Below are 19885 nucleotides of genomic sequence, written 5' to 3'. Positions count from 1 at the left end.
TTTCGCGTTCTTTCAGAGGTTCGTCGGACGGTAGGCCTTGTACTCGCTGCCCGCGTCCAGGCCGTAGTCGCGCGTCCGGTAGTCCGTGCCGTACCGGCCGCGCTGCTCGTACGCCCAGTAGGCCGTGTGCTTGCTGTTCGCCCACTTCTCGAAGATGACGACGTGGCGGGTGGTGTTCGTCCCCTCCGCGTCCATGACGAGGTCGCCCTTCTTGAGCTCGGACATATTGATGCGCTTGGTGAACTTCGACGACGTCAGGCCGACGGTGTTCTGGCCCGGCTTGGGCAGCCCCAGCGCCATCGAGACGAAGCCGGAGCAGTCGGCCCGGTAGCCCTCGTGGGTCCTGACCTGGCTGTAGGGGACGCGGTCGTCGGAGTGCGGCTGCCACGTCCTGGCCCGCGCGATCACCTTCGAGCGGGCGTCGATCTTCTCGCCGCCGGCGGAGTCGGCGGCGGCCTTCTTCGCGGGGGCCTTCTTCGCCTCCGCCTTCTTCCCGGTGGGCTCCTTCACGACGTGGGCCGTGACGGCCGACGCCTTGTCGTCGCCGCCCGAAGCGGGCGACACCGCCGCGTGCGCCGTCGTCGCGGCCACGCCGCCGAAGACGGCGAGACCGGCGAGGGCGCCGGCGGCGCGGGGGGTCAGGCCCAGGGGGCCACGGGACTTGCTGTGCTTGCCTGTCACAGGGGGGCTCCTTGGCTTCCAAGCCGCCTACCGGGTTAGCTGACGGATTCGGGCGTGGAAGTCGCCCTACGGCCTGCTGGGCAGGTCGATTCACCCCAGTGCGTGGTTGGGTCCCCGGCTCCGCGCGTTGGCGGACTCGGCGTTGCCGCTGCGATCCTTGGGCGCTCGGGCCCGTCCACGGGACCCTGTCGTCCCGTGTGCGAAAGAGCGGCATGTGATGTGTGGTGAGGCGGCCCCGGGGGCGGGGCCGCGATGGGGCGTCTCGTCCCGGCGTGCTCTCGGCGCCTGCACGTTCCGGCGTGCGCATGGTCGGCGCGAGGACGGGTCGGGGGACCCGTGCGACGCATCGGGCTGACGCGAGGCGACGCGTGGATCGCGCCGCCGGCCTCCCGGCGGTGCCGGTGAGGCCCGCGTGCCACAAGGGACACGCTGGTCGAAAGCGCCTGGCGGGCGCCTTGATGAGCGAGAAGCTACAGGCAACCCCAAAGAAAGGCAAACCGCATCAAATCACTCAGCCGCAGGTCAGCGGGCTAGAACTGGGCCTCAGCGCCCCGCCGGTGGGCGATCCGGAGGCCCTGAGGCGGCCCTGCACGGGTGCGGATGGATTCGTGGGAGGGTGACGGCATGTGCGTTGCGGCGGCGCCGGCCAGATTCACCGGCACGATCCTGTACCACGGGCTGCGGAACCATGGCGAGCACGGGCGGGTGCACGTCCTCGGCTACCAGAACACCGCGCAGAACCTCGCCCCCGGACCGAACGCGATGCTGCTGCATCTGCCCGCCGCGGGCATGACGCAGGCGAACTTCATCGACACGAGCGGGTGCCCCCGCATCCTGCGGGACATGGTGGACACGCTCCGCCCCGTCCCGCGGGCGCCGGGGGGCGCCTACGGGGCGGCTCCGCAGCCGGCCGGGCCGCCGCCGGTCCAGGTCTTCGACCACGACGTCTACACCGTCGTGCTCGCCACCGATCCGACGCTGATCCCCGACGCCCTGGAGCAGGTCCCGCCGCCCAAGCGGATCCCGGCCAACCGCCCGCTGTTCGACTTCTACGCGGCCATGTACCCGGGCTACGCCGTGGCGCTGTGCTGTTTCGACAACCGGGAGGCGCTCGCGGCGAACCCGCTGCTCATGTGGTATTCCCCACACGATCCCGACCGGTTCGCGCTGCCCGCGATCGACTGCCACACCGGGGCCGTGCCCGACCTGGGCGCCCAGGTCCTCACCGACCACTGGGTCGTCTTCGGGACGGACGAGGCCAGGCCCGGCTGGGGCGCCGAGGTCCGCTACTCGCCGCACTACGACCGGAACAACCTGCCGCAGGCCCCGCTGCACAGCGGGCCCGCGGCCCCCTTCCTGCCGGGCCGGGTGATGGGCGTGCAGTTCACCGGATGGCACCCCAACGGCGACTTCGTGATCCCCCACACCGACGTCCTCAGCGGCAATCTCGGCAGCCTGCGCCGGGTGGCTCCCGGCTGGGCCCCGCCTCTGTGACACGGCTCAGCGCGGCGCCGTCCCCGAGGTGACCGAGAGCTCCGGCGAGGACGACAGCGTCTCCAGGACGACGCAGTAGCGCTCGGTGAGGCCTGCCCGTCCACGGCGAGCGTCCCACGGAAGTCCAGGTCGCCCTCGGCGCGGACGGTCCCGCCGCGGACGTGATGCCCGCGCCGCCGCAGCCTTGCTCCTCCGCGCGGCGCCGGTCTGTGGCGGCTGGTTACAGTGCCTGTAGTGAAGACCCGAGAGGTGGCGGACGTGGCCGAGGAGGGGGCGCGGGCGGCACGCAAGCGCCGGACCAGGGAGCGGATCGCCGCCGCGGCGATGGAACTGTTCGCGGAGCACGGCTTCCACGCCGTCCCCGTCTCGGAGGTCGCGCGCGCCGCGGGCGTGACCGAGAAGACGGTCTTCAACCACTTCGCGACCAAGGAAGACCTGGTCTACGGCCACGACACCCGGTTCGAGGCGGCGCTGGTGGCGGCCGTCCAAGACCGGGGAGACCGCTCGGTCCTCGCCGCGGTCCGCGACCACCTGCTGGCCCGGTACGCCGTGATGCCCACCGACCCGGCCGCCCGGGCACGGCACCGGACGCTGGCGGCGCTCGTCGCGGACAGCGAGACGCTCCGTGCCCGCGAGCAGGCCGTCCTGGCCCGGTACGCCGACCGGCTCGCCGCCGTCATCGCCGCCGACCGGCGCTGTGCCCCCGGCGACCTGCGGCCGCGGATCGTCGCGGACGCCCTGGTGTCCGTGCACCGCGCCGCGATCGACGCGTTCCGCCGCGGCGCGCTGTCCGGCCGTTCGCCGGACGAGTACGGGCCCGAGGTGGTCCGGGTCGCCGAGCAGGCGTTCGCCCTCCTCGCGCACGGGCTGGACGACTTCGCGGCCGGCCCCCTCGACCCGTGATCCTTCCGGGTACAGTGGGGCGAAGATTACAGTCACTGTAACGAGTGAGGTGCGCGATGCCCGTCCTTCCCGAGCTCGTCCCGATGCTCGACCGGGTCGCGCAGGCCCGCGCCCACATGCCCGGCGCGTCGACGCCGGTCGCCGAACGGCGCGCGTTCATCCACCGCGGCATGGACCAGCGGGTCAAGGCGGTGGCGCTGCCCATGCCGCCGGTCACCTGCGCCGACCACGAGGTCCCCGTCGAGGGCGGCACCATCACCGTCCGCGTTTACCGGCCGGACCTCGCCGGCGTGCTGCCCGGCCACGTCTACGTCCACGGAGGCGGCTGGTGGCTCGGTGAACTCCACCACCGGGACGCCGTGTGCGCCCGTCTCGCGGCCGACGCCCAATGCGCGGTGGTCTCCGTCGCGCACCGGCTGGCCCCTGAGCACCGCTTTCCCGTGCCCGTCCACGACTGCCGGGACGCCCTCCGGTGGGTGGCCGCCAACGCCGGGCGGCTGGGCGTGGACGCCGCCCGCCTGTCCATCGGCGGGGACTCCTCGGGCGCGAACCTGGCCGCCGCGACGGCGCTCATGGCCCGTGACCAGGGCGGACCGGCACTGGTCGCGCAGGTCCTGGAGATTCCCGCGCTCGACCTCACCCTGAAGCAGCCGTCGGTGAACGAGCCCGCCGAGGCGGCGCTGCTGACCCGCGACGACCTCGCCGCCGACATCGAGCGATACTGCGACCCCGAGGACAGGACGGACCCGTACGCCTCCCCGCTGCTGGCCGGGGACCTGTCCGGGCTGCCGCCGGCGCTGATCATGACGGCGGAGTTCGACATCCTGCGCGACGACGGCGCGGCCTACGGGCGGCGCCTCACCGAGGCGGGCGTTCCGGCGGAGGTCGTCCAGTGGGACGGCCACGTGCACGGCTCCCACGAGATGACCGCGATCCTGGAGTCCGCGCGCCGGTGGCAGGCGCACGTTGCCGGCTTCCTCACACGGGTGTGATCAGGGTTCCGTCCGACGGGAACCGCCGGAGGTTCCGGAAGACGAGGTCGCCCATCGCCTCGCGCGTCTCGTCGGTCGCGCTGGCGATGTGCGGCAGCAGCAGGACGTTGTCGAGCGGCAGCAGCTCCGCGGGGACGTTCGGCTCGTCGGCGAAGACGTCCAGGGCCGCGCCCGCGATGCGGCGGTTCACCAGGGCGTCGACCAGGGCCGGCTCGTCCACGACGCTGCCGCGGGCGATGTTCACCAGGTAGCCGGCGGGGCCGAGGGCCTCCGCGCACCCCCGACGGCACGCTGCGGGCCGTCGACGGCGTCGGCTTCTCCGTCCGGTCCGGGCGGACCCTCGCGCTGCTCGGCGAGTCCGGCTGCGGCAAGAGCATGACCGCGCGGGCGGTCGCCGGGCTGCTCGACCCGGTCGCGCACGTCGCGGGCGGGACGGTCCGTCTCGCCGGGAAGGACGTGCTGACGCTGGACCGCGCCGCCCGGCGCGAGGCGGCGGCCAAGGCCGCCGAGCTGATGGAACGGGCCGGCATCCCCGACCCCGGGGCGCGCATGTCGGCCTACCCGCACCAGTTCTCCGGCGGCATGCGGCAGCGGCTGCTGATCGCGATGGCGGACCGGGTGGCGGTGATGTACCTCGGCAGGATCAGACGACCACCAAGCCTATTAGATAGGGAGGCACCGGCTACATAGAGAGAAACCCGGCGTGAAGTCGGACACGAAGTGGGCATGACTCATAACGCACAGTAATCGAGAGCATTTGAGGAAGCCCAGGATGGACGTCGACGCACCGCCGCTGGAATGCCGGTCCGAGGCCCGCACGATCGCACTCACCGTCAACGGCCGCACGCGCGAGGCGCGGATCGAGCCGCGCGTGAGCCTGCTGGACGCGCTGCGCGAGCACCTCGCGCTGACCGGCTCGAAGAAGGGCTGCGACCAGGGCACCTGCGGGGCCTGCACGGTCCGGGTGGACGGCCGGCGCGTGCTGGCCTGCCTGACGCTCGCGGTCGCCTGTCAGGGGCGGGAGGTCACCACGATCGAGGGCCTCCCGGACGGCGGCGGCCTGCACCCCATGCAGACCGCCTTCATCGCCCACGACGCGTTCCAGTGCGGCTACTGCACCCCGGGCCAGATCATGTCCGCGGTCGCGCTGCTGGACGAGGGCCACGCGGCCGACGACGCCGAGATCGCCGAGTGGATGAGCGGCAACCTCTGCCGATGCGCGGCCTACCCGAACATCAGGGCCGCGATCCGCGAGGTCCGCGACGCCGGGGACGGTGCGCGGCGGTGAGGCCGTTCGGCTACGCGCGGGCGGCCGACATCGGCGCGGCGATCGCGACCGTCCGGGAGAACCCGGGCGGCGCGTTCCTCGCCGGCGGCACCACGGAGGTCGACCTCGTCCGGCAGAACGTGCTGCGCCCCGACGTGCTGGTTGACATCAACGACCTGCCGCTCCACCGGGTCGAGGACCTGCCGGACGGCGGCCTGCGCATCGGCGCGCTGGCGCGGATGAGCGACGTCGCCGAGGCGGCGGGGGTGGTGGAGCGGTTCCCGGTCGTCTCCCAGGCGCTGCTGCTGGGCGCCTCGGCGCAACTGCGGAACATGGCCTCGATGGGCGGCAACCTGTGCCAGCGGGTCCGGTGCGGCTATTACCGCGACGCGGTCTCGCCGTGCAACAAGCGCGATCCTGGCAGCGGCTGCGCGGCCATGGACGGCATCCACCGCGGGCACGCCGTGCTCGGCACCAGTGACGCGTGCATCGCCACCCACCCGTCCGACGTGGCGGTCGCGCTGGTCGCCCTGGACGCGGTGGTGCACACCCGGGGCCCGGCCGGCGAGCGGACCATCGCGATCGACGACTTCTTCCTGCTTCCCGGAAGCACACCGGAGCGCGAGCACCCGCTGGAGCACGGCGAACTGATCACCTCGATCGAGGTCCCCGCGCTGCCGACGGCCCGCCGGTCGGTCTACCTGAAGGTCCGCGACCGCGCGTCGTACGAGTTCGCGCTCGTCTCCGTCGCGGCGGCGGTGGACGTCCGGGACGGGATCCTCGCCGAGGTCCGCCTGGCGCTCGGCGGGGTCGCGACCAAGCCGTGGCGGGCGCGGGCGGCCGAGCGGAGCCTCACCGGCGGGCCGGCGGCGTCCGAGGCGTTCGCCGAGGCCGCCGCGCACGAGATGGCGGCGGCCGTGCCGCGGCCCCTGAACTCCTTCAAGGTCGAGCTGGCGCGGCGGACGATCGTCCGCGCGCTGGCGGTGCTCACGGACGGGGACGAGCGATGAGCGCATCCATCGGGCAGGAGGCCGTCCGCGTCGACGGCCCGGAGAAGGTCACCGGCACCGCCCGGTACTCGGGGGAGATCTCGCCGCCCGGCCTGGTGCACGCCCGGATCGTCGGCGCCCGCGTGGCCAGTGGCCGGGTGACCTCGATCGACACCGCTGCGGCGGAGCGCGCCGGCGGCGTCCTCGCGGTCCTGACGCACCACGACCTGCCGAAGGTCGGCCACGTGCCGCTGGTGCCGTCACTGATGGGCGGGCCGGCGCCGGGAGAGACCTTCTTCCCGATGCAGGACGACACGGTGCACTACGCGGGCCAGCCGGTGGCGATCGTGGTGGCCGGCACGCTGGAGCAGGCCCAGTACGCCGCCGCGCTCGTCGAGGTCGCCTACGCCGAGGCGCCGTCGGTGACCACCGTCGAGCAGGGCCGCGCGGACGCCTACGAGCCGGAGATGATCTTCGGTGGCTTCCTGCCCGCGCGGTCGCGCCGCGGGGACGTCGAGGCCGGGCTGGCCGAGGCGGATGTGCACGTCGACGCCGAGTTCCGGTTCGCCGCCAACCACCACAACGCGCTGGAGGCGCTGACCACCACGGCCGTCTGGGAGGGCGACCGCCTGACGCTGTACGACTCCTGCCAGGGCATCAAGGCCGTGCAGCTGACCGTCGCCGCCCTCCTGGGCATGTCCCCGTCCAAGATCAGGGTGCTGACGCGGTTCGTGGGCGGCGCGTTCGGGTCCAAGGCGATGGTCTGGCCGCACGTGGCCCTCACCGCGCTGGCCGCCCGGCACGTGCGCCGGCCGGTGCGCCTGGTGGTGCCGCGGGAGCAGATGTTCACCTCGTGCGGGCACCGCGAGGAGCAGGAGCAGCACGTCCGGCTCGGGGCGCGGCGCGACGGCACCCTCACCGCGATCTCGCACCGCAAGATCTCCGTGACCTCGCCGTTCGACGACTGGGCCGAGCCCGCGTTCGGCGTGTCCTCCCGGCTGTACGCCTGCCCGGCCTTCGAGGGCGCGCACCGGCTGGTGCGCGGCAACACGATGACGCCCACGTTCACCCGCGGGCCGGGCGAGGCCGCCGGGGTGTTCAGCCTCGAATGCGCGATGGACGAGCTCGCCGCCCGGCTCGGCGTCGACCCGGTCGAGCTGCGGCTGCGCAACCTCACGGGCGTCGACCCCGAGACCGGCCATCCCTGGTCCAGCGGCGGTTTCGCCGACTGCCTGCGGCGGGGAGCGGAGCGGTTCGGCTGGGCGGGACGCGATCCCGCGCCCGGAACCCGCCGCGAAGGGAATCTGCTGATCGGGACCGGCATGGCCGCCGCCGGGTACCCCGTGGCGTTCTTCATGCGCACCCAGCGGGCCCGCGCCCGCCTGTACTCCGACTGCACCGCCGTCGTGTCCACCGCCGTCCAGGAGTTCGGCACCGGCATGACCACGGTGCTGACCCAGGTCGCCGCCGACGGGCTCGGCGTCGACCCGCACGACGTGCGCCTGGAGTTCGGCGACACCGACCTGCCGACCGCCGGGTCCCCGGTGGGGTCCAACGGCGCGATGATGGTCGGCGCCGCGGTGCACGACGCCGCGGCGGCGATCCGCGACCAGATGATCGCCATGGCCGCCGGCGACCCGGAGTCGCCGCTGCACGGCGCCGATCCGGGCCGCGTCACCGTCACCGGCGGGCGGATGACGCTCGCCGGGGACCCCGCGGCGCACGAGACCTACGGCGACCTGATGTCCCGCCACCTCATGAACGACACCGAGGCCCTCGGCAGCTGGGACCCGCCGCCGCTGGACACCCCGTACGGGCTGCTCACCTTCGGTGCCCAGTTCGCCGAGGTCGCGGTCGACGCCGACCTCGGCCTGGTCAGGGTGCGGCGCATGGCGGGGGCGTTCGCGCCCGGCCGCGTCCTCAACCCGAGGACGGCCCGCGGCCAGCTCGTGGGAGGCATGCTGTGGGGCATGAGCCAGGCGCTGCTCGAAGGCACCCGCATGGACCCGGGCCTCGGCCGCTGGGCCAACGCGAGCCTCGGCGACTACCTCGTCCCGGTGAACGCCGACGCGCCCGACATTGACATCGAGCTGATCGAGGTCGAGGACCGCGTCACCGGCCCGCTCGGCGTCAAGGGCGTCGGCGAGATCGGCCAGGTGGGCTCGGCCGCGGCCATCGCCAACGCCGTCCACCACGCGACCGGCCACCGCGTCCGCGAGCTGCCGATCGCCCCCGAGCACCTGCTGCTCCACCTGCCCGCACCCGCCTGACCGACCGCGTCCGGAGGATCCCATGCTGATCGGTGACATCGACGTCCATCCCCTGACCGACGGCACCTTCCGCGCCTCGCCCGCCTACTTCGGCGAGCACGTCCGCGCCGAAGGGCACGAGGACCTGTTCTCCCGCGACGCGATGGCCTGGCTGCCCATCGGGTGCTTCCTCGTGCGGACCGGTGACCGGACGATCCTCGTCGACGCCGGCATGGGCCCCGAGATGCGCGACGACGGCCCCCGCAGGTTCCTCGTCGGCGGCCAGTTGCTGCTCGGCCTGCGCGCCGTGGGCGTCAGCCCCGCCGACATCACCGACGTCGTGTGCACCCATCTGCACTCCGACCACTGCGGCTGGCTCTTCGACCGGAACGCCGATCCGATCTTCACCCGCGCCGCCGTCTGGTTCGGCGCCCGCGACTGGGACCACTTCGTCACCGACCCGGACGTGTGGATGTTCGACCACATCCGGCGCGGGTTCCGCGCCGCGTCCGAAGGGCAGGGCGACCGCCTGCGGCCGGTCGGCGACGACACCACCATCGCGCCCGGCGTCACGGTGACCATGACACCCGGGCACACGCCCGGGCATCTCAGCGTCATCGTCGCCTCCGGGGGCCGCCGCGCGCTGCTCCTCGGCGACGCGATCATCTGCCCGGTCCAGCTCGACGAGCCCACCTGGCAGTCGATCGGCGACGTCGACCCCGAGCTCGCGAAACGGATCCGCGAGCGGCTGTTCCGCGAGCTGGAGGACGAGGCGACCGTCGGCGCCGGAGCGCACTTCCCGGAACTCCAGTTCGGCCGCGTCCTGGCCGGAGAGGGGAGACGCTGGTTCACCTGACGCGTCACGCTCGGGCGCGGTCCGGACCAGCGCCGCTTCGAGGTACGTTGCCTGACCGGTCAGTGCTTGACCGCGACTCCGCCGTACATGGCGATGTCCTTGTCCGAGATGGGCCGGGACAGGGTGCCGTCGGGACGCCACTTGTGGATCTGCACCACGCCGGGCTCCTCCAGATCCAGCCCGTCGAAGAAGCGCAGGGCCTGCTCGTGGCTGCGCCAGCGCAGGGTCTCCCCGTGCGCGTGGTAGGTCCGCTGGACCTCGGCCAGCACGTCGCGGTCGAAGTCGTCGGTGGCGATGGCGAGCCCGACCCAGCTTCCCGACGGGAGCCGGTCCACCAGGTCGCGGACGACGCGGTACGCCTCGTCGTCGTCCTCGATGAAGTGGACCACGGCGATCACGGTCAGCCCGATCGGCTGGGTGAGGTCCAGGGTGGAGTGCAGCTCGGGGGCATCGAAGATGCGCTCCGGCTCGCGCATGTCCGCCTGGACGTAGGCGGTCCGGCCTGCGGGAGTGCTCTGCATCAGCGCCCGCGCGTGGATCAGGACGATCGGGTCGTTGTCGACGTACACGACCCGGGAATCGGGCGCCTTCTCCTGGACGACCTCGTGGAGATTGGGGGAGGTCGGGATACCGGTGCCGATGTCGAGAAACTGCCGGATACCCTTCTCGACCGCCATATAGCGTGCGACGCGGTGCATGAACGAACGGTTGGCTTGCATGTGCACCCGGAGTGCGGGCCACACTCTCAGCGTCTCGTCTCCCGCCGCGCGGTCGGCCTCGTAATGGTCCTTGCCGCCGAGGATGTAGTCGTAGATCCGTGCGCCGTGGGCCCGGCCGGTCTCCAGGTCCACCGAATTCCGATCCACTCCGCCGGTGTCAGCCACGCCGCAGCCTCGATCCATTGTCTGTACAGACTTGTCTTGTCAACAAGAGAACCGTGGATCATCGTACATTTCACATCACGAAAACGGCGGCGACCTCCGATAACAATGGAATTGCGTGCGGGCTCGTCACCTGCGGCGATAACAGGCCGCGGTCATGTCGGCACGCGGCGGGTCGGCGTGAAGCGGACGGGCATGGATTCGTAGCCGGAGACGAAGTTGGCGGGCCGCTGGGCGGGCTCGGCGGCTTCGAGCGGCTCCAGATCGGGCAGGCGGGCCAGGAGCCTGCCGAACATGACCTGCAGTTCGAGGCGGGCCAGGCTGTTGCCCAGGCAGAAGTGCGGGCCGTTGCCGAAGGCCAGGTGCTCGTTCGGATGCCGGGCGATGTCGAAGGCGTCGGGATCGGTGAACACCGCGCGGTCCCGGTTGGCGGACGGATAGAGCAGCAGGAGGGTGTCGCCCTCCGCGACGGCGCGGCCGTCGAGCACCGTGTCGCGGGTGGCGGTGCGGGCCATGTTCTTGATCGGGGACACCCAGCGCAGCATCTCCTCCACGGCGGCGGGGATGAGGGACGGGTCCTCGGTCAGCGCGCGGCGCTGCTCCGGGTGCCGGAACAGCTGCCACATCCCGCCGGAGATGACGTGCCGGGTCGTCTCGTCCCCGCCGATGAGGATCAGCAGGGACTCCTGGAGCAGCGACTCGTGGTCCAGCCGCTGCCCGTCGACGGTCGCGTGGGTGAGCGCGCTGATGAGGTCGTCGCGGGGGCAGGCCCGGCGGTCGGCCACGACGGCGGAGGCGTACTCGTTGAACCCGGCGAACGCCTCGGCGGCCCGGGCGAGCAGCGCGGGGTCGTCGCCGCCGGTCAGCGCCCTGAGCATGTCGTCGGACCAGGCCAGCAGCGTCTGGCGGTCCCGCGCCGCGAACCCGAGGGCGTCGCCGATCACGATCAGCGGGAGCTGGGCCGCCAGGTCGGCGACGAAGTCGCATTCGCCGCGCTCGCAGACCCGGTCGATGATCTCGTCGCAGATCCGTTCGAGGTACGCGCGCCTGCTGGCGACCCGCCGCGGCGTGAACCCGGCGCTGACCAGCTTGCGCCGCAGCTTGTGCTCGGGATCGTCCATGTCGATCATCATCGGCAGCGGGCCGTTGTCCGGGCGGATGCCCTGCCCGTTGCAGAACAGCTCGGGATGGCGGGAGACGTACTTGACCGCCGCATAGGTCGAGATCCCCCAGACCTCGGCGCTGGGGTCCCAGTAGACGGGCGCGTTGTCCCTGATCCAGCGGAGCTCGGCGTGCGGGTCGCGGCCCCAGAACTCACCGCTGATCAGGTTGATCGTGTCGTTGACCGGCTGGTCGGACCGGGATGCGGGCGCGGAGCGCATGAGCGGTTCCCTTCCTCCGGGGGCCCGTGCTCGGACGGGTCGGAGGCCGACGTCGCGCCGCATCGGCCGTGCGGATGCCGGGCAGGCATCCGTACGACAGTACATAACCACTTACTCCTTCGGGAGGCCCTACGCCGTCCCCGACCAGGACCGGCGCCGGAGGGCTTCGCCCACGATGTGCTCGGCGATGGCGAGCGCCGACGTGGCGCCCGGGGACGGCGCGTTGCGCACGTGCACGATGTGCTCCGTTCCCGAGATGACGAAGTCGTCGACCAGGCCGCCGCGGGCGTCCATGGCCTGCGCGCGGATGCCCCGCGGCCCGCGGGCGACGGCGCCGGAGGGGAGGGCGGGGACGTACTTGCGCGCCTCGGCGACGAACTGCCGCGAGCTGAGGGCGGTCCGCGCCTCGCGGACGGCCGCCGGAAGGTTGCGGGCCGCGAACCTCCAGAAGCCCGGGAACCCGACGGCGTCGCGCACGTCCGCGGGGACGGGCCGCCCGCCCTCGTAGGACTCGCGGCCGAGCGACAGGAAGGCGTTCGGGCCGAGCATGACGGCCCCGTCGATCCGCTTGGTGAGGTGCACCCCGAGGAAGGGATACCGGGGGTCGGGCACGGGATAGATGAGCCCGTTGACGAGGTGGCGCGTGCTCGCGTCCAGCAGGAAGTAGTCGCCGTAGAACGGCACGATCCGCGGCTCGGCCGGTTCCCCGGCCGCCCGTGCCAGCCGGTCGGACGCGAGGCCCGCGCACGCGATCACGAGGTCGAACTCCTCGGTGCCCTGTCCCGCCGTGAGGCGGACCGCCCGCCCGCGCTGCTCCAGCCCGGTCACCCGCTCGCCCAGCCGGACCGAGCCGCCGGCCGCGCGGAAGTCCGCCGCCAGCGCGACCGTCAGCGCCACGTAGTCGACGATCGCGGTGCGCGGCGAGTGCAGCGCCCGGATCCCGCGGGCGTGCGGCTCCAGCTCGGTGATCTCGTCACCGCCGATCAGGCGGACCCCGGGGACGCCGTTGGCGACGGCGCGGGCGTGGATGGCGTCCAGGCGGGGCAGCTCCCGCTCGCCGAGCGCAACGACGATCTTGCCGCACTCCTCGTAGGGGACGCCGTGTTCCCGCACGGCCTCGCGCAGCAGCTCGACTCCGCGCAGGCACAGGGTGGCCTTGAGGCTTCCGGGCTCGTAGTAGAGGCCGGCGTGCACGACACCGCTGTTGTGCCCGGTCTGGTGGGCGGCCAGCCGGTCCTCCTTCTCGAACAGGGTGACGTCGACGTCGTCGGCCCGCCGGGCGAGATGGCGGGCGACCGACACCCCGACGATGCCGCCGCCGACGACCGCCGCGCGCTTCCTGATGCGGCTCACCGCCGTCCCATCTCCAGAACGCCGTCCACGCGCCGAGGCACGGACCAGGGGTTGTCCGGCCGCAACGGCGGAGGCAGCGCCCTCTCGGGAGTTCCCTGGTAGGTCACGGGACGGGTGAACCGGTCGAGGGCCGCCGCGCCGATCGAGGTGGAGGCCGGCGCCGTGGTGGCCGGCCACGGTCCGCCGTGCTGCTGCCCCCACGCGGTGGCGACGCCGGTGGGCCACCCGTCCACCACGACCCGCCCGACCAGAGGGGTGAGCGCGTCGAGCAGGCAGGGGATGTCGGGGTCCTGCTCGCCGCCCGACATGATCCCGGCCGCCAGGGCGCCCTGGAGGCCGGGCAGTACCGAAAGCAGCTCTGCCATGTCCTGATACTCCACCACCAGGGCGACCGGTCCGAAGCACTCCTCAAGGAGGCGGCTGCTCGGACGCACCGCGCCGATCGGGGCGCAGAGCAGGGTCGCCTCCACCGACCAGCCGCGGCCGGGACCGGCCACCCGGGCGACGACGGTCGCCCCGTCCTCGACCAGGTCGGCCGTCCCGGCGGCGGCCGAGGAGGCGATCTGCTCGGTCAGGCTCCACGCCTGGGGTGCGGAACGTTCCAGCGCACGTCCCGCGGCGGCGGCGAACCCCGATCCGGACGGCGCGAAGAGCAGCCCCGGCTTCGTGCAGAACTGGCCGGCGCCGCCGGTGAACGCGCTCACGAACCCTTCGGCGACCTCGCCGGTGCCCGCGACGCCGACGGGGGTGAGGACGACCGGGTTCACGGTGCCCATCTCGGCGTACACGGGGATCACGACGTCGCGCTCGTTGGCCAGCCGCCAGAGGTGCTGGCCACCCTGCTGCGACCCCGTGAACGCGACCGCGGCCGTGTGGGGCGAGCGCACCAGCATGACTCCGGACTCGAAGCCGGTGACGAGTGCGAAGGCGCCGTCCGGCGCACCGGCCCGCTCCAGGGCGCGCAGGGCGAGATCGGCGAGCCGCGCGCTGAGTGCGGGGTGCGCCGGATGGCCCTTCACCACCACGGGGCACCCGGCCGCGAGGGCGGAGGCGGTGTCGTTGCCCAGGACGCCGAAGGCCAGCGGGAAGTTGCTGGCGCCGAACACCGCGACGGGGCCGAGCGGGACCCGCACGCGGGCCAGGCTCGGCCGGGCCGCCGTCGCGCGGTCGACCGTCACCGCGAGGTAGGAGCCCTCGACGGCGACATCACCGTAGAACCGGAGCTGGCCCGCGGTGCGCGCCAGCTCGGCGGCGAGGCGGGTCTCGCCCAGCGCCGTCTCCCGGTCGGCGAGAGCGACCACCCTCCGGGCGGCGCGGGCGTTCGACGGCGTTCAGGTCCTCGACGAGCCCGTGGCCGTCACCGTCGAGGACGGCGTGATCGTGAGCGTCGAGACCGGACCGGGCGCGGCGGGACGGCCGGTCGACGTCGACCTCGGCGACTGCACGCTGCTGCCGGGGCTCATCGACACCCACACGCACCTGGTGTGGGACGCCTCCGCCGCTCCCCAGGACCGGGTCGCGCTGGAGACACCGGAGCGGACGGTCCTGCGCGCCGCCGCGCACGCCATGCGGCACCTGCGGGCGGGCGAGACCACCGTCCGGGACCTCGGGGCGACCGGCGCCCTCTCCGTGCCGCTGGCCCAGGCCATCGCGGACGGGGACGTGCCGGGGCCGCGCGTCGTCCCGTCCGGCCGCGCGATCGCCATGACCGGCGGTCACGGCTGGTCCCTCTGCCACGAGGCCGATGGCCCGGACGCGGTGCGCGCCGCCGTCCGGTCCGAGATCAAGGGCGGTGCCCGCGCCATCAAGCTCATCGCGTCCGGCGGGGTGTACGGGGAGCACGAGCGGCCCGAGGAGCCCCAGCTGTCGCGCGCCGAGGTCGAGGTCGCCGTCGAGGAGGCGCACAAGGCGGGGTGCCGCGTGGCGGCGCACGCGTACTCGCCCGAGGTGATCGGCATGCTGCTCGACGTGGGCGTCGACAGCATCGAGCACGGATCGCTGCTGGACGCGCCCACCGCGGAGCGGATGCGGGAGCAGGGGGTCGCCCTCGTCCCGACCCTGTGCGTCTTCGACGCGATCCACGGCGCCTACGCGGACCGGCCCGGCTCGCCCATCGCGGCCAAGGCCGCGGAGATCCGGTCGAAGGCCCTGGCGGCCTGCCGCGTCGCCGCCGAGAACGGCGTCACGATCGCGGTCGGCACCGACTCCGGCGCCCCGGGGAACCCGCACGGATCCGTGGCCCAGGAGATGCGGCTGATGGTCGAGGCCGGCCTGTCGCCGGCCGAGGCGCTGCACGCGGCGACGGGCGCAGCCGCCGAGGTGGTCAGGCTCGCCGACACCGCCGGCCGGCTGGCCAAGGGGCGTCCCGCCGACCTCGTGGCCTACCGGGGCGACCCGGCGGCGGAGGTCGAGGCCGTCCGCGACGTGGCGCTGGTGATGCTCGGCGGACGGGTCCTCGACGATGCGTGATCTTCGGAAGGGGCGTGGACATGGACGCTGAGGTCGCGGTCATCGGCGTCGGGACGATGGGCGGCATGGCCCTGTGGCGGCTCGCCGAGCTGGGCGTGGAGGCCATCGGGTTCGAGCGGTACGCGCCCGGGCACGACCTGGGCGCCGCGGGCGGGAACACCCGGCTGTTCCGCCTCGCCTACATGGAAGGCGCCCACTACGTCCCGCTGCTGAAGCAGGCCCTCGGGTTGTGGGGGGAGCTGTCGGAGGTGTCGGCGACCAACCTCCTGGTCCAGTGCGGCGGCCTGAACATCGGCCGCCGCGAGGACCCGTCGATGCGGCAGGTCGCCGAGTCGGCGAGGGCCCACGGCCTGAAGCTGCTGCCCCTCGGGCGGGCGGAGATGGCCGACCGGTACCCGCAGCACGTCCTCACCGAGGACGATATGGCCTACTTCGACCCCGAGGCGGGATTCCTCCGGAGCGAGCAGGCGGTGGTCGCGGCGGCGGACCGGGCGGAGTCGCTGGGCGCCCGGATCCTCCGCCACCACCGGGTGGAGCGCGTCGAGCCGCGGCGCGACGGCGTCGTGATCGAGGCGGCGGGATCGACCTGGACGGTCCGCACCGCGATCCTCGCCCTGGGCTCGTGGGCTCCGCCGTGGCTGCCGCCGGAGCTGGCACGTCACCTGCGTCCGAAAAGGGTCTTGCTGTCCTGGTTCGCTCCGGCGTACGTTCCGGACTTCGAGCCCGAGGTGTTCCCCGTCTTCACTCGCCGGAGCGGGAGCGACTTCATCTATGGCGCTCCGACCGCGGATCACGCGTCCGTCAAGGTGTGCGGGATCAGGCCGTCGGACATCGACGACCCGGACACCTTCGAACGTCGCCACGAACCGGACGAACTCGCGAGCATGGCGGAACTGCTGACCCGCCACGTCACGGGCCTGCATGCGCATCCCGTGAGGTCGGCCGGCTTCACCGACCTCTACTCCAGTGACGGCCACGGCATCACCGGCCGCCACCCGCGGATCCCGAACGTCGTGCTCGCCGGAGGCTACTCCGGACGCGGCTTCAAGCTCGCCCCGGCCGTCGGGGACGCCGTCGCGCGCCTCGCGACCGGCGAGACCGTCCCGGAGATCGCGTTCATGGCCCCCGACCGCTTCGCCGGGGGCCGGCGGTGACCGACGCGACCGGAGAGATCGCCCGGTTCGTCGCCGCGACGCGATACCGGGACCTCGACGCCGCCACGGTCGAGCACCTGAAACGGCTCGTCCTGGACGGGATCGCCAACGCCGTGGGCGGTCTGCGGACGGCGGCATCCCGGATCCAGGACGGCGTCGTCTCCGGTCTCGGCTCCGAGCGGGCGACGTTCCTCCATCCCGGGGCCACGGCCATCGCGCCGTCGCTGGCCCTGGGGGAGAAGCTGTCCGCCCACGGACGCGACGTCTTGGCGGCGGTGGCGGTCGGGTACGAGGTCCCGATCCGGGTGGCCGAGGCCGCCTTCCCGAGTCCGGAACGGCTCGGCGAGGTCTGGGGGTTCGCCCCCTGATGCTCAGGCGGGCTTGGCGGGGATGCGGACGCCCTTGCTGAGGGCGGCGTCGTGGAGGACCACGGAGACCGGCCGCACCGAGGTGCCGATATCGAAGATCAGCAGGCCGGAGAACCTGGCCCCCGGAGACATCACCTTCGCCGAGGAGGTGTTGCGCACATCGGCGACGTTGCCCTGGATCATCGCCCGGGGGGTGTAGGACGCCTCACCGGTGTCGAGGAGCTTCTGCTCCTTCCGGGAGAGTGTGCGGGTCTTGGTCCCGGTGTTGGTCACCGTGATCTTGACGCGGCACAGCTTGTTGCCGGTCAGGGGCCGCATGCCGCGCACGGAGACACCGCAGGTGACCCCCGACGCCACGAAGGTGAACTGGCCGTCCTTGGCGGGCTTGTTCTGCTGGCCGTCGACGGGCTGGAAGTAGCGGTAGGCCACCACCACCGCGGTGACGGCCATCCCGGCCACCACCAGGACGGCGATCAGGCAGCCCAGGCAGCCCCGGCCACGCCGGCGCGGCGGGGGCGCCGGGGCCGCCACCGGAGGTTGCGCCCACGGGCCCGGAGGGGGCGGCGGCGGCGGGGCCGGTTCGTAGGCCCGCGTCGGCGCCCGGACGCCCTGCGGCGGGGACGGCGGGATCCAGGGCGGGGGCAGCGCCTCGGCCTGCCAGGTCCGGGTCAGCTCGGCGTTGACGGCGGCCTGGGCCGCGCTGGGCGACTCCGGGGGCGCCGCGCCCCCGGACACCAGTTCCAGCAGCAACTCCTGGGCTTCCGGACGGTGCGCGGGGTCGGGGTTCAGTGCGCGCTCGACCAGCGCCCGCAGCGGCTCGGCCAGGCCCATCAGGTCGTGCTCGCCGTTCTCGGCGCGGGCCGCCATCGTCATGACCGTGCCCGTGCCGTGCGGGTGGCGTCCGGTTCCGGCGAAGGCCACCAGGCACCCCCACGCGAAGACGTCGGCCGCCGTGGACACCTCGCCCTGCAGCACCTGCTCGGGCGCCATCCACCCCGGGGTGCCGACGACGAACCCCGCCTGGGTGTGGCCGGACGCCGCGTCGGCGGCCCGGGCGATACCGAAGTCGATCACCCGCGGGCCCGACACCGACAGCATCACGTTGGGCGGCTTGAGGTCCCGGTGGACCAGCCCGGCCGCGTGGATCGCGGTCAGCGCCGCCGCCACGCCCACCGCGACGCCGTTCAGGGTGCCGTCCGGCAGCGGCCCGCCGGCCTCGATGTACTCGTCCAGCGGGGTGCCGTCCACGTACTCGGTCACCAGGTACGGGCGCCCGCCGTCCTCGCCGTGGTCCAGCACCTTCGCCGTGCAGAACGAGGCCACCCGCTGGGCGTTGCTCACCTCGTCCCGGAAGCGGGCCCGGAAGCCGTTGTCGGACGCCAGCTCCGAGCGGATCACCTTGATCGCGACGTACCGCCCGCCGCCGTCCCGGCCCAGGTAGACGGCACCCATGCCGCCCTCGCCCAGCCGTCCGACCAGCGCGTACGTCCCGATGGCGGTCGGATCGCCGGGCCGGAGCGGCTCGCTCCTGCTGGGCAGTTGCGTCCGCCGTGTCTGCTCCTGCACAGGGCGAACCCTTCTCTGGCGTACGAATCAGGCGACCGGCCTGAGGTAAACCTATCCAACTCTTGGCAACCCAGAAGGCCACGAACGACCGAAAACGCCGCCCACACGTCGTCAGCTTGCGGGCACTGTCGCGCACTCCCGGCGGAACTGGCGGGGTGAAAGGCCGTATGAGCTGCGGAATGCCTGGCTGAAATGCGCGGCGCTGGTGAATCCCCATCGTGCGGCGATCGCGTGGATGGGGCGGGCGGCCAGCCGAGGGTCGGCAAGGTCACGGCGGCATCGCTCCAGGCGGCGCTCGCGTATCCAGGCGGCGACGGTGTGCCCTTCTTGCTGGAACAGCTTGTGCAGGTAGCGCAGGGAGATGTGGTGCGCCGCGGCGATCGATGCGGGGGTCAGGTTCCGGTCGCCCAGGTTCGTTTGGACGAAGGCATGGATCTGCGCCACCAGCGAACTGTGACGACAGCGCACCGATACCGCGGCCGCTCCCGCCGGGACCGCGGCAGTACTGATCACATCCATGATCACTCCACAGCGTTGACAAGCCGGGGTTGAATCACGATTTTCCGCTGTCAGAGGCGCCAAGGACAGGACAGTGCCGGGGCATTTACCGAACTTCGGGCGATCCGCCGGGCGGCCGAGGACGACCCCCGAGATCGCTGCACGCCCAGGTCATCGGCGCCGCCGACCCTGCCGAACGCCACGCGGGGCGTCCTGGACAGGTGCGCTGCTGCCTCTCCCTACGGGACGGCGGGAGATGGTGGGGCGGAGAGGAGGAGGTACTGGACGAGAGACCGGAGCACTCCTATCGCGGCCTGGGTTTCTCGTGCGTCGAAGCAGACGACCGGTATCCGCTCGTCGAGCCCTAGTGTCCTGCGCCTGAAATTCGTTGAAGAAGTGTAGTTTGGGGCTTATGGTGCGCAAGGGTCGGCCGGTGGCCGAGGTGACGCTGACCGATGAGGAGCGCGAGACGCTGGTGCGCTGGGCGCGGCGGGCCAAGTCGTCGCAGGCGCTGGCGCAGCGGTGCCGGATCGTGTTGGGCTGTGCGGACGGCAAGACGAACCAGGAAGTGGCCGCCGAGCTGGGGATCTGGCCGCAGACGGTGGGTAAGTGGCGGCGCCGGTTCGTCGAGCGGCGGTTGGAGGGCTTGGCGGACGAGCCACGGCCGGGTGCCCCGCGGAAGATCACCGACGAGCAGGTCGAGCAGGTCGTGGTGGCCACGCTGGAGCGGACGCCGGCCGGGGCGACGCACTGGTCCCGGGCGTCGATGGCGGCCGAGAGCGG

19 protein-coding genes, 1 pseudogene and 1 riboswitch are annotated in these 19885 nt (G+C 73.0%); of the genes and pseudogenes, 12 read left to right on the top strand and 8 right to left on the bottom strand.

Annotation, left to right across the window (positions count from 1 at the left end; translation table 11 throughout):
• Positions 1-12: 12 nt before the first annotated feature.
• Positions 13-681 (bottom strand): hypothetical protein, encoded by a 669-nt coding sequence (locus tag ABGB11_RS37965; protein ID WP_347640341.1) that lies wholly within the window; start codon positions 679-681, stop codon positions 13-15.
• 9 nt (positions 682-690) lie between these two features.
• A riboswitch (cyclic di-AMP (ydaO/yuaA leader) is annotated at positions 691-833 on the bottom strand.
• A 472-nt stretch (positions 834-1305) separates the two neighbouring features.
• On the opposite strand from ABGB11_RS37965, the gene ABGB11_RS37960 reads away from it, so the two are divergent.
• From ABGB11_RS37960 to ABGB11_RS37950, 3 genes are all read left to right on the top strand, one after another.
• Positions 1306-2175: a hypothetical protein gene (locus ABGB11_RS37960; protein ID WP_347640340.1), complete on the top strand. Its 870-nt coding sequence runs from the start codon at positions 1306-1308 to the stop codon at positions 2173-2175.
• Between the two features lie 234 nt (positions 2176-2409).
• On the top strand, positions 2410-3078 hold the full coding sequence (locus tag ABGB11_RS37955) for a helix-turn-helix domain-containing protein (RefSeq protein WP_347640339.1): 669 nt from the start codon (positions 2410-2412) through the stop codon (positions 3076-3078).
• Between the two features lie 56 nt (positions 3079-3134).
• Positions 3135-4070, top strand: coding sequence for an alpha/beta hydrolase (locus tag ABGB11_RS37950; protein ID WP_347640338.1), 936 nt, complete (start codon positions 3135-3137; stop codon positions 4068-4070).
• Here the strand turns inward: ABGB11_RS37950 and ABGB11_RS37945 are convergent.
• Positions 4057-4326 (bottom strand): annotated as a pseudogene (locus tag ABGB11_RS37945) (NAD(P)-dependent oxidoreductase); the annotation flags it as partial. The gene ABGB11_RS37950 and the pseudogene ABGB11_RS37945 overlap by 14 nt on opposite strands.
• A gap of 35 nt (positions 4327-4361) precedes the next feature.
• Between ABGB11_RS37945 and ABGB11_RS37940 the strand changes: the two are divergent.
• The 5 genes from ABGB11_RS37940 (at position 4362) to ABGB11_RS37920 (ending at position 9431) form a co-directional block, all read left to right on the top strand.
• Complete coding sequence (locus ABGB11_RS37940) at positions 4362-4760, top strand: ATP-binding cassette domain-containing protein (protein ID WP_347640383.1); 399 nt, start codon at positions 4362-4364, stop codon at positions 4758-4760.
• Positions 4761-4842: 82 nt separating this feature from the next.
• Complete coding sequence (locus ABGB11_RS37935) at positions 4843-5358, top strand: (2Fe-2S)-binding protein (protein ID WP_347640337.1); 516 nt, start codon at positions 4843-4845, stop codon at positions 5356-5358.
• The gene (locus ABGB11_RS37930) at positions 5355-6347 is read left to right on the top strand and encodes a xanthine dehydrogenase family protein subunit M (RefSeq protein ID WP_347640336.1); all 993 of its coding nucleotides are present in this window, start codon (positions 5355-5357) and stop codon (positions 6345-6347) included. Before ABGB11_RS37935 ends, ABGB11_RS37930 begins: the two co-directional genes overlap by 4 nt.
• Positions 6344-8596, top strand: a complete 2253-nt coding sequence (locus ABGB11_RS37925) for a xanthine dehydrogenase family protein molybdopterin-binding subunit (RefSeq protein WP_347640335.1) — start codon at positions 6344-6346, stop codon at positions 8594-8596. The genes ABGB11_RS37930 and ABGB11_RS37925 overlap by 4 nt, the downstream gene beginning before the upstream one ends.
• 22 nt (positions 8597-8618) lie before the next feature.
• Positions 8619-9431 carry an MBL fold metallo-hydrolase gene (locus tag ABGB11_RS37920; protein WP_347640334.1) on the top strand — a complete coding sequence of 271 codons (813 nt, stop codon included), beginning with the start codon at positions 8619-8621 and terminating at the stop codon, positions 9429-9431.
• A 59-nt stretch (positions 9432-9490) separates the two neighbouring features.
• Here ABGB11_RS37920 and ABGB11_RS37915 read toward each other — a convergent pair whose 3' ends face one another.
• The 4 genes from ABGB11_RS37915 to ABGB11_RS37900 form a co-directional block, all read right to left on the bottom strand.
• Positions 9491-10282 carry an SAM-dependent methyltransferase gene (locus tag ABGB11_RS37915; RefSeq protein WP_347640333.1) on the bottom strand — a complete coding sequence of 264 codons (792 nt, stop codon included), beginning with the start codon at positions 10280-10282 and terminating at the stop codon, positions 9491-9493.
• Positions 10283-10467: 185 nt separating this feature from the next.
• Positions 10468-11694 carry a cytochrome P450 gene (locus ABGB11_RS37910; RefSeq protein ID WP_347640332.1) on the bottom strand — a complete coding sequence of 409 codons (1227 nt, stop codon included), beginning with the start codon at positions 11692-11694 and terminating at the stop codon, positions 10468-10470.
• Positions 11695-11823: 129 nt separating this feature from the next.
• A complete protein-coding gene (gene lhgO, locus ABGB11_RS37905) occupies positions 11824-13047 on the bottom strand; it encodes an L-2-hydroxyglutarate oxidase (protein ID WP_347640331.1) in 1224 nt (407 codons plus the stop codon).
• Positions 13044-14348 (bottom strand): aldehyde dehydrogenase family protein, encoded by a 1305-nt coding sequence (locus ABGB11_RS37900; protein WP_347640330.1) that lies wholly within the window; start codon positions 14346-14348, stop codon positions 13044-13046. Before ABGB11_RS37900 ends, lhgO begins: the two co-directional genes overlap by 4 nt.
• A 49-nt stretch (positions 14349-14397) precedes the next feature.
• Here ABGB11_RS37900 and ABGB11_RS37895 point away from each other — a divergent pair, with 49 nt between their 5' ends.
• The 3 genes from ABGB11_RS37895 to ABGB11_RS37885 are packed head-to-tail and all read left to right on the top strand — an operon-like array spanning position 14398 to position 17038.
• The gene (locus ABGB11_RS37895; RefSeq protein ID WP_347640329.1) at positions 14398-15516 is read left to right on the top strand and encodes an amidohydrolase family protein; all 1119 of its coding nucleotides are present in this window, start codon (positions 14398-14400) and stop codon (positions 15514-15516) included.
• Between the two features lie 20 nt (positions 15517-15536).
• Positions 15537-16670 carry an N-methyl-L-tryptophan oxidase gene (gene solA / locus ABGB11_RS37890; RefSeq protein ID WP_347640328.1) on the top strand — a complete coding sequence of 378 codons (1134 nt, stop codon included), beginning with the start codon at positions 15537-15539 and terminating at the stop codon, positions 16668-16670.
• On the top strand, positions 16667-17038 hold the full coding sequence (locus tag ABGB11_RS37885; RefSeq protein WP_347640327.1) for an MmgE/PrpD family protein: 372 nt from the start codon (positions 16667-16669) through the stop codon (positions 17036-17038). The genes solA and ABGB11_RS37885 overlap by 4 nt, the downstream gene beginning before the upstream one ends.
• Before the next feature lie 3 nt (positions 17039-17041).
• On the opposite strand, the gene ABGB11_RS37880 is transcribed toward ABGB11_RS37885, so the two are convergent.
• Together ABGB11_RS37880 and ABGB11_RS37875 are read right to left on the bottom strand one after the other, a co-directional pair.
• Positions 17042-18604 (bottom strand): serine/threonine-protein kinase, encoded by a 1563-nt coding sequence (locus ABGB11_RS37880; RefSeq protein WP_347640326.1) that lies wholly within the window; start codon positions 18602-18604, stop codon positions 17042-17044.
• A 111-nt stretch (positions 18605-18715) separates the two neighbouring features.
• On the bottom strand, positions 18716-19123 hold the full coding sequence (locus ABGB11_RS37875; protein WP_347640325.1) for a helix-turn-helix domain-containing protein: 408 nt from the start codon (positions 19121-19123) through the stop codon (positions 18716-18718).
• A gap of 391 nt (positions 19124-19514) precedes the next feature.
• Here ABGB11_RS37875 and ABGB11_RS37870 point away from each other — a divergent pair.
• Positions 19515-19885 (top strand): helix-turn-helix domain-containing protein (locus tag ABGB11_RS37870; RefSeq protein ID WP_347640324.1); only part of this gene is annotated, 371 nt, incomplete at its 3' end.

The sequence above is a fragment of the Actinomadura sp. B10D3 genome (assembly GCF_039871695.1).
Taxonomy (GTDB): Bacteria; Actinomycetota; Actinomycetes; order Streptosporangiales; family Streptosporangiaceae; genus Spirillospora; species Spirillospora madurae.
Note: the sequence above shows the minus strand (reverse complement) of the source record. Positions and strands in the feature narration are given on the sequence as shown.